Source organism: Erythrobacter sp. K21-9 (assembly GCF_055808355.1).
Window position 1 is genome coordinate 2,589,372 of the sequence record NZ_CM147866.1, and the last position, 26,364, is coordinate 2,615,735.

The 26,364-nt window shown below is 57.5% G+C and carries 25 protein-coding genes; 8 read left to right on the forward strand and 17 right to left on the reverse strand.

Annotated features, from left to right (window positions below; genetic code table 11):
• Positions 1-75: 75 nt before the first annotated feature.
• Both AC0L39_RS13280 and AC0L39_RS13285 read right to left on the reverse strand, forming a co-directional pair.
• Complete coding sequence (locus AC0L39_RS13280; protein WP_473258557.1) at positions 76-1,491, reverse strand: sensor histidine kinase; 1,416 nt, start codon at positions 1,489-1,491, stop codon at positions 76-78.
• On the reverse strand, positions 1,484-2,173 hold the full coding sequence (locus AC0L39_RS13285) for a response regulator transcription factor (protein WP_473258559.1): 690 nt from the start codon (positions 2,171-2,173) through the stop codon (positions 1,484-1,486). Before AC0L39_RS13285 ends, AC0L39_RS13280 begins: the two co-directional genes overlap by 8 nt.
• Positions 2,174-2,503: 330 nt before the next feature.
• Between AC0L39_RS13285 and AC0L39_RS13290 the strand changes: the two genes are divergently transcribed.
• From AC0L39_RS13290 to AC0L39_RS13305, 4 genes are all read left to right on the forward strand, one after another.
• Entirely contained in the window at positions 2,504-4,174 is a 1,671-nt protein-coding gene (locus AC0L39_RS13290) for a serine hydrolase domain-containing protein (protein WP_473258561.1), read from the forward strand.
• A gap of 638 nt (positions 4,175-4,812) precedes the next feature.
• Complete coding sequence (locus AC0L39_RS13295; protein ID WP_473258562.1) at positions 4,813-5,451, forward strand: hypothetical protein; 639 nt, start codon at positions 4,813-4,815, stop codon at positions 5,449-5,451.
• Between the two features lie 442 nt (positions 5,452-5,893).
• The gene (locus AC0L39_RS13300; protein WP_473258564.1) at positions 5,894-7,669 is read left to right on the forward strand and encodes a hypothetical protein; all 1,776 of its coding nucleotides are present in this window, start codon (positions 5,894-5,896) and stop codon (positions 7,667-7,669) included.
• A gap of 262 nt (positions 7,670-7,931) precedes the next feature.
• Positions 7,932-8,276, forward strand: coding sequence for a hypothetical protein (locus AC0L39_RS13305; protein WP_473262487.1), 345 nt, complete (start codon positions 7,932-7,934; stop codon positions 8,274-8,276).
• On the opposite strand, the gene AC0L39_RS13310 is transcribed toward AC0L39_RS13305, so the two are convergent.
• Positions 8,228-8,461 (reverse strand): GtrA family protein, encoded by a 234-nt coding sequence (locus AC0L39_RS13310; RefSeq protein WP_473258566.1) that lies wholly within the window; start codon positions 8,459-8,461, stop codon positions 8,228-8,230. The genes AC0L39_RS13305 and AC0L39_RS13310 overlap by 49 nt on opposite strands.
• 69 nt (positions 8,462-8,530) lie before the next feature.
• Entirely contained in the window at positions 8,531-9,214 is a 684-nt protein-coding gene (locus AC0L39_RS13315; RefSeq protein WP_473258569.1) for a ferritin-like domain-containing protein, read from the reverse strand.
• 427 nt (positions 9,215-9,641) lie between these two features.
• Between AC0L39_RS13315 and AC0L39_RS13320 the strand changes: the two genes are divergently transcribed.
• The 4 genes from AC0L39_RS13320 (at position 9,642) to AC0L39_RS13335 (ending at position 13,478) form a co-directional block, all read left to right on the forward strand.
• Positions 9,642-10,124 carry a hypothetical protein gene (locus AC0L39_RS13320; protein ID WP_473258571.1) on the forward strand — a complete coding sequence of 161 codons (483 nt, stop codon included), beginning with the start codon at positions 9,642-9,644 and terminating at the stop codon, positions 10,122-10,124.
• A gap of 20 nt (positions 10,125-10,144) precedes the next feature.
• Entirely contained in the window at positions 10,145-10,240 is a 96-nt protein-coding gene (locus tag AC0L39_RS13325) for a DUF5989 family protein (RefSeq protein ID WP_473258572.1), read from the forward strand.
• Between the two features lie 13 nt (positions 10,241-10,253).
• The gene (locus AC0L39_RS13330; RefSeq protein ID WP_473258574.1) at positions 10,254-12,092 is read left to right on the forward strand and encodes a carbamoyltransferase family protein; all 1,839 of its coding nucleotides are present in this window, start codon (positions 10,254-10,256) and stop codon (positions 12,090-12,092) included.
• Positions 12,093-12,356: 264 nt separating this feature from the next.
• Complete coding sequence (locus AC0L39_RS13335) at positions 12,357-13,478, forward strand: hypothetical protein (RefSeq protein ID WP_473258576.1); 1,122 nt, start codon at positions 12,357-12,359, stop codon at positions 13,476-13,478.
• A gap of 79 nt (positions 13,479-13,557) precedes the next feature.
• On the opposite strand, the gene AC0L39_RS13340 is transcribed toward AC0L39_RS13335, so the two are convergent.
• From AC0L39_RS13340 to AC0L39_RS13400, 13 genes are all read right to left on the reverse strand, one after another.
• The gene (locus tag AC0L39_RS13340) at positions 13,558-13,704 is read right to left on the reverse strand and encodes a hypothetical protein (protein ID WP_473258578.1); all 147 of its coding nucleotides are present in this window, start codon (positions 13,702-13,704) and stop codon (positions 13,558-13,560) included.
• Between the two features lie 16 nt (positions 13,705-13,720).
• Positions 13,721-14,752: a PfkB family carbohydrate kinase gene (locus tag AC0L39_RS13345; RefSeq protein WP_473258579.1), complete on the reverse strand. Its 1,032-nt coding sequence runs from the start codon at positions 14,750-14,752 to the stop codon at positions 13,721-13,723.
• A 15-nt stretch (positions 14,753-14,767) separates the two neighbouring features.
• Positions 14,768-15,406 carry a bifunctional 4-hydroxy-2-oxoglutarate aldolase/2-dehydro-3-deoxy-phosphogluconate aldolase gene (eda, locus tag AC0L39_RS13350; protein WP_473258580.1) on the reverse strand — a complete coding sequence of 213 codons (639 nt, stop codon included), beginning with the start codon at positions 15,404-15,406 and terminating at the stop codon, positions 14,768-14,770.
• A 25-nt stretch (positions 15,407-15,431) separates the two neighbouring features.
• Complete coding sequence (locus AC0L39_RS13355) at positions 15,432-16,184, reverse strand: SDR family NAD(P)-dependent oxidoreductase (protein ID WP_473258581.1); 753 nt, start codon at positions 16,182-16,184, stop codon at positions 15,432-15,434.
• A 12-nt stretch (positions 16,185-16,196) separates the two neighbouring features.
• Positions 16,197-16,490 (reverse strand): MFS transporter, encoded by a 294-nt coding sequence (locus AC0L39_RS13360; RefSeq protein WP_473258582.1) that lies wholly within the window; start codon positions 16,488-16,490, stop codon positions 16,197-16,199.
• Positions 16,420-17,490 carry an MFS transporter gene (locus tag AC0L39_RS13365; protein WP_473258583.1) on the reverse strand — a complete coding sequence of 357 codons (1,071 nt, stop codon included), beginning with the start codon at positions 17,488-17,490 and terminating at the stop codon, positions 16,420-16,422. The genes AC0L39_RS13360 and AC0L39_RS13365 overlap by 71 nt, the downstream gene beginning before the upstream one ends.
• A gap of 2 nt (positions 17,491-17,492) precedes the next feature.
• Positions 17,493-17,693 (reverse strand): hypothetical protein, encoded by a 201-nt coding sequence (locus AC0L39_RS13370; RefSeq protein WP_473258584.1) that lies wholly within the window; start codon positions 17,691-17,693, stop codon positions 17,493-17,495.
• Between the two features lies 1 nt (position 17,694).
• Positions 17,695-19,878, reverse strand: coding sequence for an alginate lyase family protein (locus tag AC0L39_RS13375; RefSeq protein ID WP_473258585.1), 2,184 nt, complete (start codon positions 19,876-19,878; stop codon positions 17,695-17,697).
• Positions 19,875-20,306 carry a hypothetical protein gene (locus tag AC0L39_RS13380; RefSeq protein WP_473258587.1) on the reverse strand — a complete coding sequence of 144 codons (432 nt, stop codon included), beginning with the start codon at positions 20,304-20,306 and terminating at the stop codon, positions 19,875-19,877. Before AC0L39_RS13380 ends, AC0L39_RS13375 begins: the two co-directional genes overlap by 4 nt.
• On the reverse strand, positions 20,257-22,146 hold the full coding sequence (locus AC0L39_RS13385; RefSeq protein WP_473258588.1) for a polysaccharide lyase 6 family protein: 1,890 nt from the start codon (positions 22,144-22,146) through the stop codon (positions 20,257-20,259). The genes AC0L39_RS13380 and AC0L39_RS13385 overlap by 50 nt, the downstream gene beginning before the upstream one ends.
• Before the next feature lie 108 nt (positions 22,147-22,254).
• Positions 22,255-22,995, reverse strand: coding sequence for a FadR/GntR family transcriptional regulator (locus AC0L39_RS13390; protein WP_473258589.1), 741 nt, complete (start codon positions 22,993-22,995; stop codon positions 22,255-22,257).
• 127 nt (positions 22,996-23,122) lie between these two features.
• Positions 23,123-24,898, reverse strand: coding sequence for a TonB-dependent receptor domain-containing protein (locus AC0L39_RS13395; protein ID WP_473258590.1), 1,776 nt, complete (start codon positions 24,896-24,898; stop codon positions 23,123-23,125).
• Positions 24,870-26,300 carry a TonB-dependent receptor plug domain-containing protein gene (locus AC0L39_RS13400; protein WP_473258591.1) on the reverse strand — a complete coding sequence of 477 codons (1,431 nt, stop codon included), beginning with the start codon at positions 26,298-26,300 and terminating at the stop codon, positions 24,870-24,872. The genes AC0L39_RS13395 and AC0L39_RS13400 overlap by 29 nt, the downstream gene beginning before the upstream one ends.
• Positions 26,301-26,364 lie beyond the last annotated feature (64 nt).

Sequence of the window (26,364 nt, forward strand, 5' to 3'; positions counted from 1 at the left end):
GACGAGGACAATTTGCGCTGCATGGCCGGACACGGTCAGCGGGCAGAGCGGTGCTGTTCGCAAATCCAGGTAGTCTCATGCCACTCCTTCAGGTTGGCGAAATACCAGTTCAAACCGAGCGCCGGTCGGACCATCTTGTGCGCGCGGAGCGGCTATGATCGAGCCTCCCATTGCCTGCATCAAGCTGCGGGCGATGGTGAGACCCAGCCCGGCGCCGGCGCGATCCTGCTCACGTGAAATCTCGCCGCGATAGAATCTATCAAAGATCCGCTCGTTCGCGCCCTCGGCAATGCCCGGCCCATTGTCCGAAAAGCGAAGCCCGCGGTGCGCGTCATCTGCGATCGGATCCAACCGGATCACTAGTCCCTCGCGGCGATGTCTGAGAGCATTCTCGATTAGATTTAGCAGAACTTGCTGAATTCGGTCCGGATCGCCCATGATCATGATGGGCGCTGACAAGTTGTCGGTGACTTTGAAGCCTGACTTTCCCGCCGCCGTACTGACAATCGACGATGCGAATTCAGCCAGGTCAAGTTCTACACTGGCAATCCGCAATTGCCCGGACTCCGATAATGCAAGTTGCTGAAAGTCATCGATCAGCCGTTCCAGCAGGGACAATTCGCTCGTCAGCCTCGCCGCCAACCCATCACGGTTCTCGATCAAGCCAGCCTCGAACGCTTCGACTTGCGAACGCAGATTGGTGATTGGTGTACGAAGCTCGTGCGCCACATCTGCAATCATCTGCTTGCGCAATTCGGCAGTTTGTCCGAGCGTCGCAGTGGCCGAATTGAACGCGGAAAAGAGCTCCTTCAACTCGCTGACATGCGGACTCTCGAGTTTCGCGGGCATTTTTCCCCTGTTTAACATCAACGCAGCTTCGGTGATCTGGTCGATCGGTCGCACTGCCCAGCGAAGGACAATCGCGGCAAGCGCCATCCCGGCGATCACGATGAGGGCAAGCCACAGCGCGATCCGCATCCAGGCGCCCTTGGCGAAAGCGGCCCCGTCGACCGAGCTCGGCGGCGGCGGCACCGCGACGAGGTATGCTACAATCTCGTCGTCGGGGCGCCTGATCAGCTGAAAGCGGTCCGTCACCAGTTCCAGTCTGGTTTGTTCCTCCGATCCGCCGCTGGCGTTGATGGAAAGGAGCCCACGCGGATCGAATTCAGCCTTCACGTTCTCAAACAGGATATTGCTCGCGAACAGCGGCTCGAGATTGTTGTCGAGGAGAAGAAAATCGGGACTATCGTCTCGCCGTTCGGCAAATTCGCGGGCGACTTCACCGATGGGCTGCTCCGCATTTGCCAATTCGCGTGCCAGTTCGGCAAGGGCGCTCGCCGAGGCCGCGTTCTTGGAAATTGCCGCCTCGCTGACTTCGGTGAATTCCTCGCGCACCGAGTAGTGCATGGCTGAAATGGTCGCCCATACGGCAAGCAGAATGATGCCCAGAATGAGCGCTGCCAGTCGAATGAAAAGGCTCTTGTTACCCACCGGCAAAACGGTATCCGATGCCCAATTCGGAGAAGATGAAGCGGGGATCGGCACGGCTCTCGCCCAGCTTCTTCCGGATGCTCCAGATATGCGTGTCGATCGTGCGGTCGAAGCCGTCGAAATCATCGCCTAGCGCAAGGTCTATCAGATGCGCGCGAGTGAGCACACGGCCCGACCGCGACATCAGTGCTGCGAGCAACTCGAATTCGCTGCGAGTAAGACTGACCGGATCGCCTGACAGAATTACCACACGCTTGTCGCGGTCGAGGACTAGGTCGCTATGCTGCAAAACGGTACTCGGTTCCTCCCCATGATCGCGCAGAATGCGCCGCACCCTGGCAATGAGTTCGCGCGAGCCGAATGGCTTGCACACATAGTCTTGCGCCCCGATCTCCAGCCCAGTCACGATGTCCTCTTCCGAGGACCGCGCAGTCAGCATGACGACCGGCACATCATGTTGGCCCTTGATCCGCCGGCAGACTTCCAGCCCGTCGAAGTCGGGCAAATTCAAATCGAGTAGCACGAGATCGATGCGCTCGCCTTCGAGCCGCTCACGCGCTTCTTCGCCGGTGGCAGCGAGGACCGGAGCGAACCCTGCATCCGTCAGAAAGAGAGCTATCGATTCCGCGGTTGTCTTATTGTCCTCGACAACCAGTATCCGGGGAGGGCTTCCGGTCTGCACATATTCTCCTGAGTAGCAGTCGAGCGGATTTTTTGCGCTTGCGGGATGTATCCTAGCGCGCAGCAGATGACGCCGCCACTCGCCGCGACATCGCATTGCCAAGTCAAGGGGATGTCAATCAGGCCCAAAGCCGTTGAATTTCCGAGCGAAAACCAGCGCCCGATCCACTGTCGACTTACGAAAGTCGTGCTTTCGCACAATCGCCTTGCGAATGACTGGTGGCCTTCTTGATACGGGCTTGAAGTCGTCTCCCCAATTGAGCGTCCATTCAAGGCTCATGGAGGATTGAAGATGACTGTTCGAATTTTAGTAAAGACGGTTCATCACAGGGTGACTGCGGCAGCGCTGATATTCGCGCTGGCAATCGGGGCGCTTCCCGCATTGGCGCAGGACGGACCACCGCAATTCATATGTGATGCTGTCGACAGGACTGTCGCGATGCTGCGATCGAGTGAGGACGACGCGGCGGCACATTTCGTCGATAATGTGATGACACAGATAAAGCCCGCTGAACGCGCCGCGAATATTGCCGAAGTCGAGGCCATTCGCAGCGCCATCGGGGGCTTTCCCGACGGAATAGATGTTGAAGGGCGCCCGGGCGGGGTCACGCTGATGCTGTCAAGTGCAGCCGGCCGCCAAATGCTGCATCTCGATGTTACGCCGCAAGGAGTGACCCGCATCACGCTCGAAAGCGGGGGCGGCGCGTCTCCTTCGGCGGGCAATGACCGCGATATTCGAGCCGAAGAACGAGTCATGGCGCTTGAAACAATCCACCGGACGGAATGGGATGACTTCGTGGCAACCCATCTTTCGGAAAGTTTTCGCGCCGCGACTTCCGCTGCCAAACTTGCGGCCCTGCGTGAACAACTGGTCGGCGCTGCCCGTCAGGCGAGCAGTTCAGGTCTGGATATCATGGATCAGACATATCGCCTTACGCTCGGTAGCCCGCAAGGCCGCGTCGCAATCAGTTTTACTCTCGAGGATGATGCGCCCTTCAGGATCAATTCTATCCATGTGGAGGACGCTGATGCCAGATTAAGCCTGCCAGAAATAACGCCGGAGAATCTCGACGAGGTGCTAGGGATGGCTGAGAAAGCGGGCCTCGACGGTGTTGTCTATGCCATGGTTGATGGAGAAGAGCTGACCCGCACTGCCCTAGGCTATGCCGACCGCGCTCTTGGCCGCGCGATGACCACCGAGATGATCTTCGGTGTCGGTTCGCAGCCGATCGATTTCACGACCACCCTCGCCCGGATCGCAAGCGCTCAGGGCTTGCTCGATCTCGATGCCCCGATTTCGAGATACGTCGCTAACGTGCCGGCGGACAAAGCCAGCCTGACCGTGCGCCACCTTCTCGACAACATGAGCGGCCTCCCTGATTTCGTCGATAACGAAACCGACTGGGACCCCGACCTGAGCTGGATCACGCGCGACGAGTTGGTGCGCCGTATCCTCGCGGCCAATCTGCGTTTCGAGCCAGGCGAGCGGCGTGGCCATTCCCATGCGGGCTTTTCTTTCCTAGCCGCCATTATCGAGATCGCGGTCGGAACACCCTACATCGAGTACCTCACGGAGCAGATCCTGACGCCCGCAGGGATGACCCATACCGGCCTTTACGGCAACGCGATGGGATACCGAATTGAAGATTTCGCTGTAGGCGGCGGAGCCAGCATTGTCGGTTTACCCAATATCGGGCCGAATTGGGGGCCGACGAGCTGGCTTGTCATGGGCAGCGGCGGGATGGTCTCGACACTCGATGATATCATTCGGTTTACCCGTTTCGTGCAGACCTCTGAGATATTGCCGCCCGAAGCGCGTGCGCAGTTTCTCGGCCAGACCGTCAATTTCAACGGTTCGATGCGAGGGTTTGAAATGTTCGAATATCGCAGCGGCGATGGCACGCTGATCCTACTGTTCTCAAACTCGGCATCGCCCAACCAAACGTACCGCGACCTCGCTGCGCGGTTGGAACAATTCGGATCAAGTCTGCCATCGAGATAGCTCGATTCCGGGCCAACAAGTTGGGCCCAGCCGTTGCGGTCAAATTGCTTGGAGAGTTCGAAAATCGGCCAGTTCAAGAACCGAGCCACCAAGCGGCGGCGCCGAAGGTGGTGCGGATGAGGCACGTGCAGCTAATCCGAGGCGATGCCATCAATATCTCTTTGATATTGTTCGCACATGAGACCGGATTTGGGCCTCAATCCTAAACACGTAATCCGCGCCCACGCCTGCTCTGACCAAAGCGAACATACAGCGCGTTTCCTGCGCGAGAAGCTCAAAGACCCGGCGCTTTCGATGCGTCTCCGCATCCCGCATATTTCGACGACCATTGATCTTCGTATTTGCGATAAGTGCATGAATTCGCATCAAGTGTCATGCAAATGCTCGAATCGAGATCGATGCACACGAATTTAGATATTCAGCCAAATCATAGAGAATTAGTTGAAACTTTATAAAATTGTGAACTTGGAGGGTCCTTTCCATACCTCAATTTGCTTAATTGACTTGTCGAAACAGAACAAATTACCCTCAAGAAATCACGAGAATCTCGCTGTTGTGGGTGATATCGGATGAAAAATTTGCAGAATCTGCTTAAATCGGGCGCTCAGGTACTTGATCTCTCAGAAGAAATAGAAGCCTTGCGCGCTATAGAAGCAGTGGCGCACGGGTGGGCGGACCTAGCGCCTCACATTGACGGTTTCACCTCGGCGGTCGGCTTTATCGAGAGCATCGCCGAAGAGATCGACAAGGACGAGGTTCGAACCGCCTTTTCTACGATCGGTCTCGACGGCGAATTCGAAAGCCTCAAAAAGCATCGTGAGAAGATCTCAGCCGCGTTCGAGAAGGCCGGGGTCAAGAACGCCGAGCGCCTTATCCACCCACTCTCGCAAAATCCCGAGAGCGTGCATTCGAAGAACATCGGGGCGGTTGGCTGGAGCCTGATTGACGCGGGCAATGCCGAAGCCGCGGCCGATGATGCGAATGGTGCGAATTACGATTTCGACCTAGGCGGCAAGGCCGAGCTGGCACTCGAAGGCGGCGCGCTTTGGCCCTATTCGCTCGATACCCCTCGCAGCCGCTGCGTGCGGATCGGCGTGTCCGGCAAGCTGTCGGCGAAGGGCGATGCGGCAGCGCCCTTCGGCCTCGGCTCTGTCGGCGCCTCGATAGCGGTCGATGGTGCGACCAGTCTCGACTACTATTTCGAGCCGGCTCGACCAAGGCCTCCTGCTGTGCGGAGCCGCGGCGACACGGCTCGCGCACGTCCCCAACCCGTTTGACCTTGCCGCGGTCAGATCGGCGATGAATTCGGCGAGCGACTTTTTCGGATACGACCTCATGCTGCGCGGCGGGATCACTGCACAGATGCAGGTCTCGGTAGGCCGGGGTTTCGACATTCCTGCCGTCGGTCGGGCTGCAATCGACCTCGAGTTCAAGGCTACGCTGGTTCGCAAGCGCAAGTTCCAGGTTTCACTGCGCCGTATGGGCGCGGCCAACGCGATCGATCCCGACCTGCGGCTCGTTGTATCAGGTCAAACTAGCCAGCGTGACACGGCTTCGCTCGGCGTCACCATCGTGCTCGAGTTCGGCGAGCTGGCAGATTACGTTCACGCGCAGCTGGAACCGCTGGTTGCCGAGTGGGACGATGCGCTCTCAACCATCGAGCCGTTCCTCAAACCGGGTACCTATTTGCGCGAAAAGGCTGGCAGCGCCCTCGCCGATGTGGTCGACAACCTGTTGGATGACGATCAGATCGCAGCCGCAATAAATGCCGATATGAGCATATTGCTGGGCACGTCAGAGGCGTCGAGTATTGCGACAGGCGATTTTCTCGCCAAGGAAGTCGAGGGTGCGCTCAATCGTCTTGTCTCGGCAGGGTTCGGCGAGGTCGACGAGCAGGCCGAAACGCTGCTTACCGCACTCAAGGCTCGGTTGCCGCTATTTGCTTCGCTGGACAAGGGCGATGCCGTGCTCGGAGAGCTGAAAAAGCTTACGAACGAGTTGAAGACCGATCTGACGAAAAAGCTGCAGACGGCCACGAGTACCAAGCCGAAACGCGAAAAGATCGCCAATACCCTTAAACGGATAGGTGCCGACGTTAACCGAGTTGTCGCCAATGCAGACGACGCGTTTGCGGGTGTTCGTAGACTTCTGGCCGAATATGACGCGACAGTGAAGAAAGCGATGAATGCACTGACAAAGGCCGCCAACCGCCAAGTCAGCCTCAGCGTCACCTACGCGACAGTCAGATCTGACGATAGCACCATCGAAATCAACGCCAAACTGTTCCCTGGCGCATCGCAAGACGAATTCGAAACGCTGTTGTCAGGTAACTTTGCGGACCTTTCGATGCTGGTTCTTGACCCCAATATGCATGTGTCTTTCGAGGAGGGGACCAACCTTAAACGCGTTGTCGCGCACCAGGAGACCAATAGCGGTGCGTTCGTCGGGTTCGGCGTGCAGGCTGATTTCAGTACGGTGTTCTCGGGCAAGGCCGAGATCGAAGTTGATCACCGCGGCAACGTCACGATCCTGTCGCGAGGGCAGGCACAGGACATCTCGACCAACGCCTTTGGCGACAAGGAAACCACCGAGGCGACCTTCTTCGATGTCATCAGCATAGCTCGCGCAAGGGATGCGGCGAGCACGCCTGCCGACCCAGATATCCTCGACTTGGGCCTCAACCTGCGGCGCAGGGATGAGAAAGGGCTAAGTTCGCATGAATTGGAGGTTTTGATCGGGGACCTCCTCGAATACGGGCTGATTACAAAGAAGGGAGCAGGAGAAGCGGAGGCTGCGGTCAATGATTGGTTCGCAGCTGGAAGTGCCCGTTCGGTCCCAGCTGTGCTGGACGTAGCGCTTCCCTTGACCGGCAATCAAATCCTGCAAGTGCTCCATGCCATCCCCGAGCAGACGATGCGCGATTCGGTCAATGCGCGGATTGCGACCGCGACCGGCACCGACAGCGGCAAGCTAAGCCGGCACCGTAACGGTTTGAAAGCGGCGCTTGCGCCCCTCAGGATGAGGTCTGGTAGTGATCTGGAGATCATGATGGGCCTCGGCAAAAAGGAATGGTCGAAACGGGACGCATCGGAAGCGATCGCGAATTCGATTGGCCTGGGCCCCGGTCGGAGCCGCGCGATTTCTGACTTCGAGGTGTTGCACGAGCGGGTGTCAGCAGCTTGGGACTTGATCAAACTTTCCCAAGAATTGCGCATGCTTTCATCCGAATTACCAATTGTTGCGGGCAATCCGGATGATTGGGATTTTCACCGCTTCGCCAAAGCGCAAAAGCGGATCGCGAAGAGAACTCGAAATTGGCTTGCAACGGGACAGAAACTCATTGTCTTTGGAACCGATGGCATCGACCAGGAAATGGCCGCCTTCTTCATCGCATTGGGCAGCATGGCGGGTCTGTCCGAGGCTCAGGTGCGCAAGACGATTACGCTCAGCATTCAACATACGAAGGAAGCCCACAAACTGATCGTAGTGAGCTAGATTTGCGAAGACATGGTCCTGGCGGACTTGGCATCATGCTGCTTTTAAAAATGGAATGGTCTTGAGGAATGCTAGAAATTGACAGCATGGGCCTACCGACAAGAAGGCGAATTTACCAGCCGATCACCTGATAAAAGATAGACAGTTTGCAGCCCTTGTATCGCCGCGTTGCCCGAATTTAACCTGGTTCCTACGAAGGCGCCCTCGCCGGTCGTGTCATAGCCTGCCGCCGGGCAGGTCGGCATCGCTATCAACCTACATATTGCCAACGCTTTACCATGCAGAAGGTGCGTCCGAGGACAGAGCTGGAGATCTGCAACATCTATCGCAGCGCGAATACGGCGTCCGCGCTTACCAGCCGCATGGCAAAAATTATCTGCGGTTCATCCGCGCCGGCTCGATTGAACCGAATTCTCTGTTCGGATCAAATCCGTTTGAAATTGAACGAAGCGTTGAGCGCAAAAACTGCCAAGCCCGCGAAAACAGACACAAGGATGCGGGCAACCAGGTAGTGCATGGATGTCCAAGTGGTCAGCGCCCAGAACATTACGACAGTCACTACGAGTCCAACAATCGCATTGCCCAAGAAAAGCGCGTAGCCGGTTGAGACCCCCTCGCGGTGCCAGCGAAAATCCATGTCCGGCCGAACACATAATGGATGCTGTTGGCGATCAGAAAGCTGATTGCAGTGGACAGGACAGGATCGGTTCCAGCCTGTTCGACCAAGACCCACAGGACAGCCAATCCGATCACAAAGACGCCTGTGCTCACCACTGTGTTGCGCACCAGCATCGCGCCAACGCGGCGTGTGAAAAATCGAGAGATCACGGCTTTGATAAGTGCACTTGCACCATCTGATTTTCACACTGATGCTGCGGAGAGCGGCATAGGACGCGGGTTGTCTTCACCCGCATCATGCCACTCAGCCCGCCGTGGAGCGCCAAACCAGAGGAAAAGGAGTGGAAGTTTGATGAACAGCAGTTCCGAATGGATCATCCAGTCGATCCAACGTTCCCAGGAATTGGGTTGGCGGCGCGCATTTTCCGCGAGCCATTCATCATATGGCTCGAAATGGCTCGGCTCGTCCACATGCACGACTTCGAAAATCCGCATGAGCGCTTTGTCTGTCTTGACGATCGGGTGATCGAGCAAGACCTCGATCTGCTTCAATCCGCGCTTTTCGGTCAGCGAGATAACCCTACACAGCCGTTCGAACAGATCGTCACTGGCGATGATGGCGTCAGTGTCGAGGTCGTCAATCGAACTGCCGAAAGTGATCTCGATGAAGCGATCAATATGACCGAATGCCCGGTCGAGCGCGATCGGCATCGTCCCGCGCAGTTCGAACCAGCGTTTGAACATGACGTAATGCTTGCGTTCATCTGCGCGATGTTTTTCGACAGCAGAGATGAATTCGGTCGCCTCCGGATGCTTCGCCCTCACCGCTTCCAGCACCCGATCAAGCGCCGTGTATCCGCGATGCTCGTTATAAATGTAAATCGACCCGAGCAGATCAAGATATCTATGAGCGAACCAGCTTTTCATAAAGCAAGTCTGTCATAGAATCTCAATCTTGTCAGGTGCTGTGAGTTTTGTTGCCACTTGCCTCTCATCGACGCGCTGACGAGCATGCCAACTCACCCCAATGGAACGCCAATCTGTCTCATGATCAAAGCGCTCTGAGCCGCGTTTTCTAGTCCATAAGAGTTAACTCCGGATAGGCTCATCGCGATACATAAGCGCTGTGTTTTTCAAGAATTTTTTCGAATAGAACAATGTCAGATTTTCATGGGGTGCAATCATTCCGCGTGAAGGTCGGCCACTGGATCGGAGCACCCCGCTTGGACGTGTCATACAAGTTCTGGGCCTATGCTCGATTGTGGCTGTCAGAGTTATGGAAGGGGCCAAGATCCAATGGTCTTTTGCACTTATTCAGAGGCTCGCCGCGGCATTAAAGAGGGGAGGGAGATATATGGCAAAGTCTGCGCATGACAATTTCGAAGACAATCAAAAAATCGAAGGCTCTTCGAACCGTAGCTTTGGCTTTACTGTCGGTGGAATCCTCCTCGCGATTGCACTCATCAGGTGGACCTTCTTCGAAGCCGGCATGACCAGTACTGCAGCGATTGCAGTTCCCGGGGGTCTGCTCGTCATTCTGGCTCTGTTGCTTCCCAGCTCGCTCAGTTCGCTCAATAGAGCATGGATGAAATTCGGATTGCTACTGGCCAGCATCATAAATCCGATCGTGATGGCTCTGATGTATATCGTGCTTTTCGTGCCCATCGGTCTTGGAATGAAGCTGTTCTTACCGGGATGCTCTCAGACAAAAGCACCGACGCGAGGCGTCCACTTACTGGATTGCCCGCGATCCACCGGGTCCGTCTCCCGAAACAATGAAAAACCAATTCTGAAGGGCAGAGGATGGAGCTTGTCAAAGAACTTTGGGCATTTTTGAAAGCCAGAAAGAAGATCTGGATGGCGCCGATTATGGCGATCATGTTCCTGTTTGGTCTCTTGATAGTGCTGACGCAGGGCACCGCAATCGCGCCATTTATCTACACGATCTTCTGAAGGCTTCCGCGAAATGCGCATTCTGGGAATATCGGCCTTCTACCACGACAGTGCAGCTGCGCTTGTCGAGGATGGCAATATCGTCGCTGCAGCACAGGAAGAACGATTCAGCCGCCGCAAGCACGATCCCCGTTTCCCCAGTTCTGCGATCTCGTATTGCCTGCAAGAGGCTGGCTGCACGCTCGAAAGCGTTGACCACGTCGTCTTTTACGAGAAGCCGTTCGTTAAATTCGAACGCTTGCTTGAGTCGTATTTTGCAACAGCTCCGCGGGGTTTCAGCTCTTTCCGGCTGGCGATACCGCTCTGGATCAAGGACAAGCTTTTCCAGAAAAAGCTCTTGCGCGATGAGTTGATGAAATTGCCGGGCGGACACGCCTGGAACGGTTCGCTGCTCTTCACCGAGCATCACCAGTCGCACGCAGCCAGCGCTTTCTATCCCTCGCCGTTCGAAAGCGCCGCAGTGCTGACGATGGACGGCGTTGGCGAATGGTGCACGACCAGCCTCGGCCACGGCTCAGGCAACCGCTTCGAAATACAGAAAGAGCTGCACTTCCCGCATTCGCTGGGCCTGCTCTATTCGGCGTTCACCTATTACACGGGTTTCCGGGTGAACTCGGGCGAATACAAGGTAATGGGCCTGGCCCCCTACGGTAATCCACGATACGTGCAGAAAATTCTCGATAACCTGATCCACGTGAACCAGGACGGCACGTTTCACATGGATCAGAAATACTTCAATTACATCAGCGGTTTGACGATGACATCAAAGGCGTTTGATCGCCTGTTCGATGGGCCTCCACGCAAGCCCGAAGATGACCTGACCCAGCGCGAAATGGACTTGGCGGCCTCCGTGCAAAAGGTCACCGAAATGATTGTTTTGCGGCTCGCCAAATCGATCCAGGCCGACACGGGCGAGCGCAATCTGTGCCTCGCTGGCGGTGTAGCCCTCAACTGCGTCGCAAACGGAAAATTGCTGCGCGAAGGGATTTTTGACAACATCTGGGTGCAACCAGCAGCGGGCGATGCCGGCGGCGCCTTGGGCGCCGCGCTTTCTGTCTGGTACCAGTTCCACGATCAACCGCGCACCGTGCGTCAGGACGGCAGCGATGCCATGGCCGGATCATATCTCGGCCCATCATTCGAGCAGGCCGATATCGAAAGCCGTTTGCAAGCAATCGGCGCGAAATTCGACGTCAGTGCTGAGCCGGACGTGATCGAACGGACGGCAGACGCACTTGCTGATGGTCAAGCCATTGGCTGGATGCAGGGCCGAATGGAATTTGGTCCTCGCGCACTGGGAGGACGTTCGATTCTCGGTGACCCGCGATCGCCCAGCATGCAGCGCACCCTCAATCTGAAGGTGAAATACCGCGAGAGTTTCCGTCCCTTTGCTCCGTCCGTGAAACGCGAAAGCGTTGCGGATTGGTTCGAGCACGACAGCGACAGCCCATACATGCTCATGGTCGGCGACCTCGCCGAAGATCGCCGTCTTGAGATGACCGAAGAGGAGCAATCCCTGTTCGGGATCGACAAGCTCAATGTCGCACGGTCCACCATTCCTGCCATAACCCATGTCGACTATTCGGCCAGGATTCAAACCGTCCACCGCGAAACTAATCCGCGCTATTGGGACCTGTTGAGCGCGTTTGAAGATCGCACGAATTGCCCGGTCCTGATCAACACCAGTTTCAACGTGCGCGGTGAGCCGATTGTCTGTACACCGGAGGACGCTTTTCGCTGCTTTATGGGAACAGGCCTCGACTATCTGGCGGTCGGCAATTGCGTCATGACCAAGGATCAACAGGATCCCGAACTTGCCCAAGACTACAAGAACCAGTTCGAGCTCGATTGATGAACGCAACCGCGGATATCGAACGGGCTGACACGATCCCGCCGGTTGATCAGCAACCGTCATCGCCCAGCCGATCGCTGGCAATATTGCTGTGCGGTTTGCCCGCAATCTACTTCGTGGCCGTAGCGGTTTATGGACTGGTCAATTTTTCTTCCTACGGGGCCGAGCTACCGCAGTTCTTGCGCTATATCGCAGGACCGGGCCTGATAGCGCTCGCGTTTTTCGCGGTACGGCTTCCTTCTGTCCGCTCGGAGGGGAGCAAATGTGGGGCTAACCGCAACTGCTGTCTTGTTCACATTGTTGCTGATCGAATTATTTCTGAATGCTCGGGTCGTATTGGCAATGCTGAGTATTGTCGGGATGGTCGGCAACGATACAGTTAGCGGTGACGAAGTGGCTCGCGGGCGTGACGGCATCCCGCCCATGTATTCGAGCAAGCATCTGACGGAAGAACTGGAGATCGAGCGCCTCGATCAGGCCATTCTCGGCGGTATCCCGGGCAAGGAAGTGCTGTTGTGCGCGCACGAAGGTAAGCCGCTCTATTACACCGCCGACCGGTATGGTTTTAACAATGATGATACGATCCATGACCAGCCGCTTAAGGTAATGTTGGTGGGCGACTCGTTCGTCGAGGGTCATTGCCAGCCGGGGCCAGATACGTTCGTAGGCAAAATGCGCGACCTGCAGCCGCAGACCGCCGGCATCGGGAAGCGCGCAGCAGGGCCACTCCTCGAGCTCGCCTTGATTGGCCGCTACGGGGCAGCGTTCGAGCCGGATTATGTCGTGATGGCATTCTTCGCAGGCAATGATTGGAAAAATCTGTCGCGAGAAACGTCCATGCCCTGGCTGGCGCAGTCCATGAACCCGGGGGTCGAATTCGGCGATCCGCATCTTTCCGACGATACGATCCGCGGAGCTGGAAAAATCGTCGATCAATGGTGGGAAGAAGATATTTCCCCCACTACGATCTTTTCGAAGTCATCCTTCGTGAGGAATATTTTTGCCTTGAACGAAGTATGGGGCCTCCTCGGCCTCGATTATCCCAGGGTAACACGTGATCAGCCAATCTACGGCGATGTATTGGCGCGTGCCAAGCAAATCACGGAAAGTTGGGGCGACCGCTTCGTTCTTGTCTATATACCGCAAGATGCGCGTTTTCGGGGCTTCTTCGACAAATCCTTTGCTTACGACTCCCTTCGTTCCAACGTGCTTGATGCCGCCGCAAGAGAGCAGGTCCAGGTCATTGACCTTACTGAAGTCTTCGGCAGGTTCGACGATCCCACAGCCCTTTACGCCTCCGATGGCCACTTTAGCGCCCAAGGTGCCGAAGTGGCGTCGGGAGCGGTGAATGAGTGGATCGTGTCGCTTCAAGAGGCCGAACAATAGGCACGCTCCCCAACACAAGCGTTGCGCTCAGCCTAGTCACAACTTGGCTACGGGAGGTTAAGGCCCGCTTTCGATAGGATCACTTAGCGCGGTCGTCGACCATTTCGCGGGCCACCGCTCTTTCGAACAGCATCTGCTCGCGCGATTTGTTGTCATTGGCCTGGTGGGCCGTCCAGCGCTCGGGCGACACAGCCTGCCCTCCGACGATCATCCTGAGTTCGAGCATGGCCACCTCTCCATTCCTACCGCTGCACGCGGCCTGATCCGTCGCCGCTCATCAGTTTTTCGACCTCGGGCACGGTGACGCGGTTGAAGTCGCCCATGACCGAGTGCTTGAGCGCGCTGGCTGCGACGGCGAACTCGAGGCTCTGCTGGCGGTCCGCGTAAGCGTTGAGCCCGTAGATCAGCGCCGAGGCGAAGCTGTCTCCGCCGCCCACCCGGTCGACGATATCGGTCAGCTCGTACTTCTTCGAGAGCATGAAGCCGTTGTCTCGCGTGCGCAGGCAGGCGGACCAGTTGTTGCGGTCTGCGCTGAGGCTTTCGCGCAGGGTAATCGCGATCGTGTGCATATCGGGATAGATATCGAGCACCTTCTGGCCCAGCGCCTCGTATTTGGCAGTGTCGAGTTCGCCGGATTCCACATCGACATCGACCGAGATGTCGAGCGACTTCTGGCAGTCTTCCTCATTCGCAATGCCGACATCGACATATTTGACCAGCTCGCGCATCACTTCGGGCGCGCTCTTGCCGTATTTCCACAGCTTGCCGCGATAGTTGAAATCGCACGAGACGGTGACGCCCGCCTCCTTCGCCGCCCTCACGCACGCCATCGACAGGTCCGCCGCCGACTGGCTGAGCGCTGGCGTGATCCCGGTGATGTGCAGCCATTTGGCGCCCTTGAAGATTGCCGGCCAGTCGAACTCGTCCGCGCTGGCATTGCAGATCGAGGAGTTCGCGCGGTCATAGACCACCTTGGAGGGACGCTGGTTCGATCCCGTCTCCAGAAAGTAGATCCCCACCCGGTCGCCAGAGCGGCTGATATGCGCGGTGTCGACGCCGAACTTGCGCAGTTCCATGATCGCGTTTTCGCCAATGTCGTTATCCGGCAGCGCGCTTACGAAGCCGGCATCGAGACCATAATTGCTCAGCGCAACCGCAACATTCGCCTCGCCCCCGCCAAACGTCGCCTCGAATTCCGGCGACTGGAAAAACCGCATATGTCCCGGCGTCTTGAGCCGCAGCATGATTTCACCAAATGATAGAAAATCAGTCATGAGGAAGAACTCCTGTCAGCGGGCAGCCTGCGCAATTGCCACAGCCTGCGCCGCAAGGTCAGTGATCCGGGCGTAGTCACCGATCGCGACCGCGTCCCTGGGAGTGAGCCAGCTACCGCCGCATGCCAGCACGCTGGGAAGGGCGAGAAATTCGGCCAGATTGTCCGCCGAAACACCGCCGGTCGGCATGAAGCGCATCTCGCGGAAGACAGAGCTGAAAGCCTTGAGCATTGGCACGCCGCCAGCGAGGCTCGCCGGGAAAAACTTCACATTACGAAGGCCCAGCGCATAGGCGCGCTGGACTTCGCCCGCTGTCATTGTGCCCGGATAGAAGGGAATGTTTTCATCGAGGCAATAGTGTGCAATTTCGTCCACCAATCCGGGCGAGACGACGAACTGCGCTCCGCTTGCGCGAACCGATTTTGCCTGATCCAACGTCAGCACGGTGCCCGCCCCGACGATCAGCCCTTCGGTTTCGGTGATGATCGCCTCCATACCTTTTTGCGCGTCGTCGCTGCGCATCACGACCTCGATCACGCCCAGCCCGCCAGCGGATAGCGCTTCAGCAGTTCGAACCGCGCAGGCGGCATCGTTTTCAGCAATCAGCGGCACCACTGGTGCTGCTGAAAGCCGCTGAGACAGTTCGCCGGTCATCGGGAAATCTCCGTTTGTGCGCGTCTTACGAAAAGGCGAGACCGCCATTGATATCGACATTCGCCCCGGTGATGAACGACGCTTCGTCGGATGCGAGGTAGGCGACCAGATCAGCGGCTTCCTCGGCCCGTCCCTGGCGGCGCAGCGGCGTGGAATTGGCGACATTCTCACGCGCCGCGTCGGGGGTGAATTTGTCATGGAATGTGGTCGCAATCATACCGGGGCACAGCGCGTTGACCCGGATACCTTTCGGCCCCAGCTCCTTTGCCAGCCCGCGCGTGAATGTCATCACTGCACCTTTTGCCGTGGCATAGGCAGTCGCGCCGCCGCCGCCGCCATCGCGGCCAGCGAGCGAGGCCAGGTTCACGATCGCGCTGCCTTCTTTCATGAACGGCGCCGCTGCCTTGCAGGCGAGGAATGTCGAGGTGACGTTGAGCTGCATGACGAAGTTGAAAAACTCCTCGTCCATCTCTTCGAGCGTCTTGCGCGCAACGAGCCCACCAGCATTGTTGACGAGGATATCGATGCTGTCGCCGAAGGCCTCGCGGCTTGCGGCGACGAGCGCATCGACATCGGCAGACTTGGTGACGTCGGCCTTTACCTTGACACCCTTACCGCCAGCAGCCTCGATGGCCGCCAATGTCGCATCGGCGTCGGCCTCGTTGCTGTTGTAATTAACGACGACGTTCGCGCCTTCGCCTGCGAGCTTGACGCAAATTGCGCGGCCTATGTCACGGCTCCCGCCGGTAACGACAGCAGTCTTGCCTGCAAATTTCATTGGTTCCCCCTTCTAGGAAAGTGCTTGGCCAGAGGCCGATTTCGGTTTGAGTGGTTTGATTTCGGGGCACAGGATAAGCACCGAAACTACGGTCATGATCGCAAGCCCCGCGCCGACGATAAAGGCAGGCGCATAGCTGTTCACGGTGATGACCGGGATCAGGAAATTGAGCAGCACCACCGCCAGCTTCGCAGCCGTGCCGGCAAAGCCCGCAAGCGAGCCGACCGACTTGCCGCTATAGAAATCGCTCGGCAGGGTCTGGATATTGCCTACCGCAGTCTGAAAGCCGAACAGGATGACAGCCATGAGCATGACCGCAAATAGCGGCGCGCTGGCCTGAGAGGTGGCGAGCAGCGACACCAGCATGATGACACCGCCAAGTGCGATCACGCTCTTGCGCGCGCGGTTGACGCTCCAGCCGTACCGCGATGCGGTTCTGTGCGAGCAATCCGCCAAACCATGCGCCGAACATTGCTCCTATATAAGGGATCGCCGCATAGGTCGCGATTTCCTCAACTCCGAAACCGTAGGTTTCGTAGAGATAGAGCGGCAGCCAGCCGACGAACAGCCACCAGATCGGATCGAGGAAGAACGAGGCCATGATCACGCCCCAGCTTTCCTTGCGGCTCAAAATCTCGCCTGAATTAGGCGCGTAATCGGCGACCTCATCGACATCCTTGTTGCGTTGTCCGGTCAGGATGAACTGGCGTTCTTCCTCTGTGATCCAGGGGTGCGCATCCGGCCCCGATTTATAGACGATAAGCCACGGGATCAGCCACAAGAACCCGAGCGCACCGATCGCGATAAAAGTCGCCTGCCACGATCCGAGGAAGACGAACATTAGTCCAACAACGGGAGCGGAGACGATGCCGCCAATCGCCGCGCCCGAATTGAATATGCCCTGCGCCAAAGCGCGCTCGTTGATCGGAAACCACTCGGCATTGGCCTTCGTCGCACCGGGCCAGTTGCCTGCCTCCGACACACCCAGGATGCCGCGATAGATCGAAAAGCTGACCATGCCATTGGCCACCGCATGCATCATGGTTGCCGCCGACCAGACTACTATTGACAGGACAAAGCCCAGGCGCACCCCGATCCAGTCGAAAATTTTGCCGAACAACGTCTGACCGAACGCATAGGCGAACGTGAATACGTTGATGATGATCGCATATTCGGCCTTGCCGAGATCCAGCTCCTCGGAAATCTCCGGCCACAGGACGGCGAGAGCGCCGCGATCGATGTAGTTGATGATCGTTGCAAGCGCGACGAGGCCAACAATCCAGAAGCGCAATTTACCCTTGGGCATGCTCAGGCCTCCTTGCCCAGAAACTCTTCACGAACGCGGCTGAAAGCGTCGATCAGCACGCAATTTTCGAACCAAGCGCGCAAAATCATGATTGCCGATCCATAATGACGCGTCTGACGGGTAATCCCGTCGCACGCATTGTCTGACGGAACATCCCTTGCGACCACAAAGGGCAGACCTGCCGCGCTAACCACATTGGCCATTCTAGTTCTCCCCTCCAGTCAGCGTGACCACATCGGCAAACCCGTTCCAGGCGATATCTTCGCCATCCAGCGTAACGCTGTGATCCACATCGGGATCGGAGTTGTGCGAAACAGCGATTGCATGGCGCTGCCCCGATTTCAGGGTCACACGCACAATGTCGTAATTGCCCACACGTTCATGGGTCATGTCAGCCACGCGGCTGCGGCTGGCGACGGTCTGTTCGGCAGCGCCGTCATAGTTTCCGTGTGCTTCCAGCAGGCTTGCGAAACTTGCTGCCCCGCTCCGCACCGCGCGCAGCATGATGAGCGGTTCGCGGCGCAAATTAAAACTGGGATCGTTCGCCCCGCTCTCGCCCAAAACCGCCTGCGCCGGATTGCCGGTTGCAAACCTGTAGGTGTAGAACCGTCCATCGAGGATCCAGGTTAGCGCTCCCTTGCCCTCATCCAGGTCCGCAATCGCGTCGACCCAGATGTGCTGGTAGCCAGCTTCGTCTCCAAGGACTGGGCGCTGGGAGGTATACGCCTCGGCCTCGAAATCCATTTCCATGATGTGGCCGGAATAATGCAATGGCAGATCGTATTGATGCGTATCATCGCTCGACGCGCGCACTAGGTCGAGCACCAGCGGAGCTTCAAGGCCTTCGATTTCCGGCATAATCAACGTGCGCCGCATCACCACACCAGGATAGGCACCGCCGATCCGCGCGCTTGAAACCTGAAGTCCGGGCGCATCGGAGAAATAGAGCTGCTCCGGCCACTTTTCATTTGCGATGTTTACATCGCCATCAAAATGGCTGCTCTCGTCGACAACAAGAGTGTTGTGCGCGACGCTCGATTTGGCCCAGGTGGTGTTTTCAGGCAGGTAGCGCCCGCCTTCCTTTGCCACGATGTTGAGGAACCGCGCGGCGCCGTAATCGCGCACAATCTCGTTGCCGTTGTCGTATAGTTGCCAGGCAAGTTTGTCGAAATGGCCATGGCCCATGCCCTGCGACGAATTCTTGGCCACGAGAGCGGTATGCCTGGCGCCCTCGCCCCGGCGCAGGATTGCGACTGCGCCCTGCTGCCCATCCGGTCCGTCACTCAGGAGCATAGATTTGAACGGGAATGGTTTTGCTTTTCCCGCCGCAAGATCGCGCGCGACCTGCATGCCATTGGGCGTCAGCACAGTGCGGCCCTGAAACTCTGCAATCGACAGGAGCGAGGGATCGCCGGTCTGGGCATAGGCGATTGCGACCCCGTCATAGAGTTCAGCCGTTTTCAGGCTCTTGTCGCGGATCGCGTCGTTGAACGGGAAGAAGTACCCCTGGTAGCTGAGTTGAATGGTCGTGCGCAGCGCCTTCAGCAGGATCCCGTTGCGGTGCTGAAATATCGCACGCTCTGGCTCGTTGCGCTCGATTGCATCGGCAAACACCAGGAAGGGGAGCAGCGCGAACCGCTGATAATAGGGGCCTTCGGTGTAATACCCATCGGGCGAGAACAGCAGCTCTGTCTGACGGATGAAGCCGGTTTCACCGCTCTTGGCCGATCCCAGCAGGGCAATGTCGACCATGTCCCGATCGCCCAGCAGATAACCGGTCATTCCAACGCCAGCGGTTGCCCAGGTCGCGTGATTATGGATGCGGTTGAAAGTCCGCTCGGATTCGACCGACAGGAATTGCACCGCGGGGCGAAACACGTTGTCGTCGATTGATGCGCGTTCTTCAGCAGCCAGCGTTTCGCGGATGTTGCCATAACCCTGCACCGCGTGGACCAGCCACATGGCATCGTTCAAAACCTGCCAGAACAGCCGCCCGACGTTCTGGTTTGCCTTTGCAGGATGATCGCCGAGAGTGGGATAAAGCTCGGCATATTCAAGCAACATGTCCCGCACATAATCGCGGTATCTGTCATCGCCGGTTATCCGGTATATCTGGCCGCCGAGATAGATCGCCCTGTAATTGCGTTTGTGCTGTTCATGAGTGTAGCCGCCGCCCGGATCCATGGGCACCGGAACGACCACGCCCTCTTCCATCATGCTATCAACAAACGCCTTGGCCTGCTCCAGTTCGGCGGCATAGAGCGGCGGCAGCTCGGCCTGGGCTGCTTCGACAGCCTCTCGGTCCGATGGCAGAGCAGTAGCAGCAGCGGCTGTGTACGGTAGAAGACACATGGCTGCTGCCGCCGCGAGAAGTTTCACAAGCCTCATTTACTTTCTTCCGCAGCGAACTCGTTGCCGGACAGCAGAGCGCGGTGCTCGCCTTCATAGTTGAGCTCTTCGAGGATAAAGGTCGGCGTGTTGGCAAACAGGTTTTCGCGAATTGCCGTCTTCGGCGCGCCTACCGTGTGGACAATGCGAAATGCTGCCGAGTCTGCCACATTGTTGCGCTCAATACGCGCAGTCTGGACGCCGTGCAGGTTGATCGAGGCACTCAGAATGTTGGTCGCAGCCAACCCGACACCGACCATGTTATTGTCGGAGAATGTGACGAAGGGGCCAAACGTACTCTCATCACGGCCACCGCGATAGATATTGACGACCGGTCCGCCGACATTGAGAAAATTGCTGCCTGTTATGTCGAGATACTCAACATTGTACTGGCCAAAATCTTCGGTTTCTGCAGCGGTACGAGACAACCGTGCCGGTGATGTCGGAAAAATTGCTGTTTCTGATCGATACCCGATCGGCAAGCGCGCTCTTGCCCAGAGTGATCACGTTGAACGACCTGTTCACGACCAACCCGCGCACTGTCACCCCGTCCATCTCGATTTGCATGTTCGATTTGATCGGATAGGTGGTTGTGCGGATCGCCGAATTGCCGACCGAATCCGGCGCGAGTGCGCCGTCGATCACGAGATTGGCGAGCTGCAAATTACCGCCTTCGCGCAGTTCGATCAGGGTCGGGCGGGTGAAAAACACCGTCGGCGCTTCCTCACCCTCGGCTTGGCCTCCATTGATCGTAAGCGCCTTGTCGAGAGGAATGGCTCGATTGACGATGTACTCGCCGCTGCCCAGCAGCAGGACATCACCGTCGCCAGCCGCAATCGCCGCTTCGACCAACGTCTCCTCGCCCGGCGCCACCTCGATCACTTTGCCCGAGGAGCCGAAAGACGCCCCCATGCCGGGTTTATCGTACCATTTCACTCCGACGTCAGCGAGCGCTACCGGCTTGAGATCGCGCGGAGCGCCAACGTTTTCGAGTTCAGGATCAACGGGATAAAGAAGGCCATTGTCGGCGCGCGCCATTTCCACCGGTGCATGTGAGAAATCGCCCAATGCCTTGTCCACGCCGCCTTTGGCAACATGGTTTCCGGAGAAACTGATCCCGGAAATATCACCGTAGACCTCTATGAAAGACTCGCCCTCAATCCCGCTCAGGAGATTGTTTGCGAAGGTCGAATTGCTGGGAGGGGCCGAACGCTCTTCGTCAGCACCGACATTGAATGCGACCCGCCTGCTGTCGATGATGGTGTTGTTCTCGATCTGCGCGTTCTCGACCTCCACATAGCGATTGACTGGCGAATTGGGCACACCGTTCATGATTGCCAGCGCGCTCGAAAACGCGGTGCCGCGCATCCCTTCGATGTAGTTGTCGCGTACGATCTGGCCGCGATTGATGACGCGAATGCCGCCGGTGTAATCTTTGCCTTTGCCAAGAAAGATGTTGCGCTCGATGATGTTGTCATCCCCGTGACGCAGAGTAAGCGTCCCGCGCGAGCGCAGAAACACATTGCCGCGGAACACATTGCCGCCCGATTTTGACGAGATGATCTCGACCTCGCCATCGGTCCGGTCGAAGATGTTGTTCTCGACCGTGGTTTCGGACCGGTGCATCGAATACCGGCTTGTCCCGATCCGCAACGTCTCACCGCCGTTCGAGCCCAGCACCGGGCGCGGACCGAAATAATTGTGGTCGATCCGGTGCCCGTTCTCGCGGCTCTCTTCGCTGTCGAGACGCACAGCAAGGGTAACGCCCTTGTTCGTCTTGCCGACAAGGTGGTTGTGATCGAAGCGGTTATTCCTGCCGTAGATGCCGACCCAGTAATCACTTTCATAGCGATCTGGCTTGCTGAAGTTGTCGATCACGACCTCGGTGACACGCGAGTTGCGCGACACATCCTGCTTCGTGCGGCGGAACGAAATGACCTCGCCGCGGGGACTGTAGCCATCCTTGAAAACGAGGCCGGTCACAAGGATATGCCGACCCCCGATACGGAGGCTGGATTGACCGGTCAGGACGACCTTCCCGGCTTCTTCGGATATCACGGTGATCGGCTCTCCGGGACGCCCTTCGCCGGTGATGACCAGCTCGAAATCACGCCATTCGCCGTTCGCCAGAATTATAACGTCGCCGGCCTCGACACCTTTGAGCGCGTGGGCGTACTCGTTCTGATTACGGACAAAATAGTTCTCGGCCAGGGCCGGTGAAGCTCCGAACCATACTGCGAGCAGCACAAGGACAAGCCTCGCCATCATCCCTCAATCCCCTCGTCCAATCTTATGCTCAAAGACTATACGGGCGCGAAGCGGCTTGTCAATCAATCTGGCATATTAAAAATGAAGAACGTGTATTACCAATTTGGCCTAGCCAATTTTGGCGACCGCTGCGAAACGCTTGCGGCTTTTGGACACCTGTTCCTGCACCTCTTCGAGCGCCATCCGCTCGGTCGCGTCGAGCATGGCCTCGATCAACCGGTGGAAGTGTTCGCGCATCGCATTCCGCGCCGCAGCAGGGTCGCGGTCGCGCAGCGCGCAAAAGATTGCTTCGTGTTCAGCCGTACGCGAATCCGCATCGTGCTTGCACACCGCCTGATAGGTAGCCTTCACGTCAGGAAGTTCCTCGCGCATCCGCCAAAGCGACTGCACCGTGTGCATCATCGCCGCATTGTTCGACGCCTCAGCGATGACCCGGTGGAAATGCTTGTCAGCATCATCGGCAGCCGAATCGTCTCCGGTGCGCATCTGTTCGATCAACTGCGACAGCTCGCTGATCGCTTCGTCGCTGATATTGTGAGCGGCCAGTGCAGCAGCCTCCGATTCCACCAACAGCCGCGCTTCCGTAACCTCGAACGCGCTCGCCGATGGCAACGCCGCCTCTTCTTCGGGTTGCCGTTCGCTCACATACACGCCTGAGCCAGTTTTGATCTCCAGCCGACCCACAGCCTGCAAGGCGATTTCCGCCTCCCGGATGGTAACGCGGCTGACGCCCAGCCGCTCGGCCAGTTCCCGCTCTCCGGGCAGGCGTGTCCCAGGAGGAAAGGCGCCGTCTTCGATCAGGCTCGATATCTTTTCGGCTACTGATTGAAAAAGTCGCTTACCTGTCATCGTCGTCCTCTGAGCTTTCTTGCCTTAACGTATACACCCTTTTGCAATGCACATTCCCGGCGAAATTGCCAGTCGAACTGGTTGGCCGCCACCACCTGACACTCGCCGGGATGGCGGCCGACCCAACCTAGAAACGCACCCGCGCGCCGACAAAGTACCGCGGACCATAGACCTGGATCGACGCGAAATCATCGGGAGCGCCGCGGAAATTGGTTCGCGGTTCGTTGAACAGGTTGATACCCTCAGCAGTGAGGCGAATGTTGTCGTTGACCTCGTAAGAGACGCGCGCCTCGAAAACGCCCACATCATCGACATAGCGGACGCGGCCCGGCGTAGCGACAAATTGCTGGAAGTACTCGCTGCGATACTTGTAAACGCCCTGAAAATCGAAATCGCCGATTTCGTAATAGACCTGGCCCGAGAACACATGTTCCGAAAAGCCGAAGAGGTTGGACGGCGGGATAAGGCCATTGATGGTGGTCTGCACATTGTTCGCATCGACCGTTGTGATCGCGCCCAGCGTATCATCTTCAAACTCGAAATCGGAATCTGCATAATTGTAGCTGAGCTTGAATCCCAGACCATCGAATGGGGCCGGCAGATATCCGAAACGGTGCGCTGCGGTAACCTCGATCCCATAGATGGTGTTGGTCTCGTCATTCGTGTTGACGGTCAGCACTGGTAGATCGACGAGTTGGCCCGAGACCGAAAATGTTTCGGTGATAGCGGTGGCCTCAAAGCCGCCGTTAAAGCTCTTGTAATAGGCATTGAAGGCCAGGATGGTGTCATCATTCGGATACCATTCGAGTCCCGCATCCACATTCCACGATAGCAGCGGATCCGTGGCTGGATTGCCCGTCGCATTGACGCTGTCGATGCCGTTCTGGATCGCCTGATCGGCGGTCGTAAACTCGTCGTTGTTGGTGACGAATGTTCGACCATTGCCAAGCTCCGAGGGATCCGGACGCGAAAGCGACCGATAAACCGCGAACCGACCAAGCAGATCGGGATTGAATTCTGCGACAAGATTGAAACTCGGCAAGAATTCTGTGTAACCGCCGCGTGTGACGTTCCTTACCAGCGCGCTGATATCCTGCTCGATCGTGAATTCGTCGGAGGAATCCGGATCGGTCGGATCGCCGGCGACGAAATTCACAACCAGGTCGGAGCGAAAGCCGGTTGTCGTGACATCGGTGCCAACAAGCCGGACGCCCACATTCCCCCGAATCGGGAGAGAACCGACCTCGCCATCGAAATTGGCCTGTATATAAGCCGCCCACGTCTGCTCGAGCACATCAGTATTGTCGATGGAATCAAAATCGCCAGAGAGGTAGATCGGAACACCGTTCTCATCAAACTGCAGCCCTCGGGGGTCTTCGCGCTCTAGCACCTGCGCGATGCACAATGCATCGAAGGTCGCGAACGTATTCGAGGTGCTGAGGACGTTGCCATCAAGATCGACATTGGTGATGAGAGGGTTGCCGCCAGAGGTCGACTGCAGGAACCCGTCCACCGGGAACGACGTGCGACACTCCTGGTTGGCTACGAAAAGCGCGCCAGAGCCATCCGTGTCATTATAGGTTTCTTCGAACCGGCTCAGGCTGTCATCGGAGCTGCCCTGTGCTCCGGGAACGTCGCGGTACACGAGCTCCTGGTAGCGAGCACCGGCCATCAGGCTCGAAAAGAAGCCATCGAGTTCGTATTCGGTGTCACCCCTTACAGCCCAGACCTCGTTGAACCGGTCCTGCTCTAGATCGGCGCGCACTCGTGGATCGTTCGCGAACAGGGTGTAATCGGTCACATCGAAGTTCTGCGTGACGAAGTTCAGGCCTTGTGAGCCGTTTTGCCGGATCAGGACCGCGGTTTCGACCCGGTCATCCGTACCGTTCGTGCGTACCGGCATTGGGCGTCTGATCGCTTTCGAAGACTTCAGGGAAGAACGGGTTTCCGTCGGCATCGGTGTTGCCAAAAATGCTCTCGCCATCTTCGGTACGAAAGCGGACCTGGACCGCCTCTTCAACGCGCTGGGTGCGTGAATAGGAAGCATCGAGCGAAATCGTCATCCGATCGGACACCTTGGCATCGAGCGAGAGACCCCCGCCGTAATACTCCTCATCGCGTTCGAGATATTCGCTCACCGCTTCGATACGTTGCTCATTGGTGAATTGGCGCAAGGCGCCACTGTCGGTGAAGATCAGGTCAAAACCGGGTATGGTGTTGGGATCACCCGGACCGTCAATTCGGCGGCCCTCGGCAAAATTCAGGTCGCTGCGCTGCTCGCGGAACAGGCGCTTGGAATATTGGAAATCAGCCATGATATCGACGTCCGGGCTGGGCTTGTACTGGACGGAGCCAAACACCGCCTCGCGCGTGTCATCGGTGATGTTCGTACGGAAAGAATAGCTGTTTCGCGCGATAACAAAGGGCAGATTGACGGTGCCATCGCGCAGCCCGGCGATTGTGCCGCCGCTTGTATCGCAGTTTCCATCATCGAACACACCATCGCTTGTCGTGCTGGGATCGATCACACATGCACGGATAGTGTTGGAGACGTTCGCCTCTTGCTCGGGATTGGTGGTTTCGTTGCGCTGATAACCGATCGCAATGCCGAATTCACCATCACCGGCCTGAAACTGGTCGACGAAGCTTCCGGTCGCCCGGTAGCCGAATTTCTGGAAGCGCTGTTCGGAATCGATATCGAGGTTGTCGGGGTTTATGTTTAGCTTGAATTCGCCTTGGATGCGGCGCTTGCCGTAGTCGATCGGCCTGATCGTTTCGAGCACGATCTGACCGGCGACCCCGCCCTCGATATAACTTGCGGCCTGCGTCTTGTAGATGCCGACCTTGTCGAAGAGTTCAGACGGGAATTGGCTGAAATTGACTGATCGATCCCCCGACCCGTTGGTAGCAATCCTGCCATTTATGACGGTCGAGCTAAGGAACGGTCCAAGTCCGCGAATGGAGATCTCGGTCGCACCGCCCTGTTCGCGGTGTGAGCCAGCGCCTGTAAGCGTTTCAAGAGCTTCGCCAATCGATAGCGCCGGAAGATCGCCAATTTCGTCGGCGGCGAGCGCGTCGAAGACCTGGATGGACTGGCGCTTTTCGTCAATCGAACCCTGGATGACGGCACGGATGCCCGAGACGACGATTTCACTATCGCCCTCCGCCACCTCGACCTGTTGCTGGTCGCTGGAATCCTCATCCTGCGCGTAGGCCGGAACCGCCCCGAAGGCCGCCCCCGCCAACAGTGCCGCAGATACGGATACGCGCGCGGTTCCACCGCAATTTGCTGCACGACGTGCCATTTTCACCCCTCCCTCAAGGTATATTTATGGCACTTGGGATAATGGCCTGACCACATTTGTCAAC

Excerpts from the sequence above, each read along its gene's own strand:
- AC0L39_RS13310 (WP_473258566.1), bottom strand. The coding sequence starts at position 8,461 with ATGCTGGTGCGCAACACAGTGGTGAGCACAGGCGTCTTTGTGATCGGA.
- AC0L39_RS13315 (WP_473258569.1), bottom strand. The coding sequence starts at position 9,214 with ATGAAAAGCTGGTTCGCTCATAGATATCTTGATCTGCTCGGGTCGATT.
- AC0L39_RS13320 (WP_473258571.1), top strand. The coding sequence starts at position 9,642 with ATGGCAAAGTCTGCGCATGACAATTTCGAAGACAATCAAAAAATCGAA.
- AC0L39_RS13325 (WP_473258572.1), top strand. The coding sequence starts at position 10,145 with ATGGCGCCGATTATGGCGATCATGTTCCTGTTTGGTCTCTTGATAGTG.
- AC0L39_RS13330 (WP_473258574.1), top strand. The coding sequence starts at position 10,254 with ATGCGCATTCTGGGAATATCGGCCTTCTACCACGACAGTGCAGCTGCG.
- AC0L39_RS13340 (WP_473258578.1), bottom strand. The coding sequence starts at position 13,704 with ATGCTCGAACTCAGGATGATCGTCGGAGGGCAGGCTGTGTCGCCCGAG.
- AC0L39_RS13345 (WP_473258579.1), bottom strand. The coding sequence starts at position 14,752 with ATGACTGATTTTCTATCATTTGGTGAAATCATGCTGCGGCTCAAGACG.
- eda (WP_473258580.1), bottom strand. The coding sequence starts at position 15,406 with ATGACCGGCGAACTGTCTCAGCGGCTTTCAGCAGCACCAGTGGTGCCG.
- AC0L39_RS13355 (WP_473258581.1), bottom strand. The coding sequence starts at position 16,184 with ATGAAATTTGCAGGCAAGACTGCTGTCGTTACCGGCGGGAGCCGTGAC.
- AC0L39_RS13360 (WP_473258582.1), bottom strand. The coding sequence starts at position 16,490 with ATGGCTGTCATCCTGTTCGGCTTTCAGACTGCGGTAGGCAATATCCAG.
- AC0L39_RS13365 (WP_473258583.1), bottom strand. The coding sequence starts at position 17,490 with ATGCCCAAGGGTAAATTGCGCTTCTGGATTGTTGGCCTCGTCGCGCTT.
- AC0L39_RS13370 (WP_473258584.1), bottom strand. The coding sequence starts at position 17,693 with ATGGCCAATGTGGTTAGCGCGGCAGGTCTGCCCTTTGTGGTCGCAAGG.
- AC0L39_RS13375 (WP_473258585.1), bottom strand. The coding sequence starts at position 19,878 with ATGAGGCTTGTGAAACTTCTCGCGGCGGCAGCAGCCATGTGTCTTCTA.
- AC0L39_RS13385 (WP_473258588.1), bottom strand. The coding sequence starts at position 22,146 with ATGATGGCGAGGCTTGTCCTTGTGCTGCTCGCAGTATGGTTCGGAGCT.
- AC0L39_RS13390 (WP_473258589.1), bottom strand. The coding sequence starts at position 22,995 with ATGACAGGTAAGCGACTTTTTCAATCAGTAGCCGAAAAGATATCGAGC.
- AC0L39_RS13395 (WP_473258590.1), bottom strand. The coding sequence starts at position 24,898 with ATGCCGGTACGCACGAACGGTACGGATGACCGGGTCGAAACCGCGGTC.
- AC0L39_RS13400 (WP_473258591.1), bottom strand. The coding sequence starts at position 26,300 with ATGGCACGTCGTGCAGCAAATTGCGGTGGAACCGCGCGCGTATCCGTA.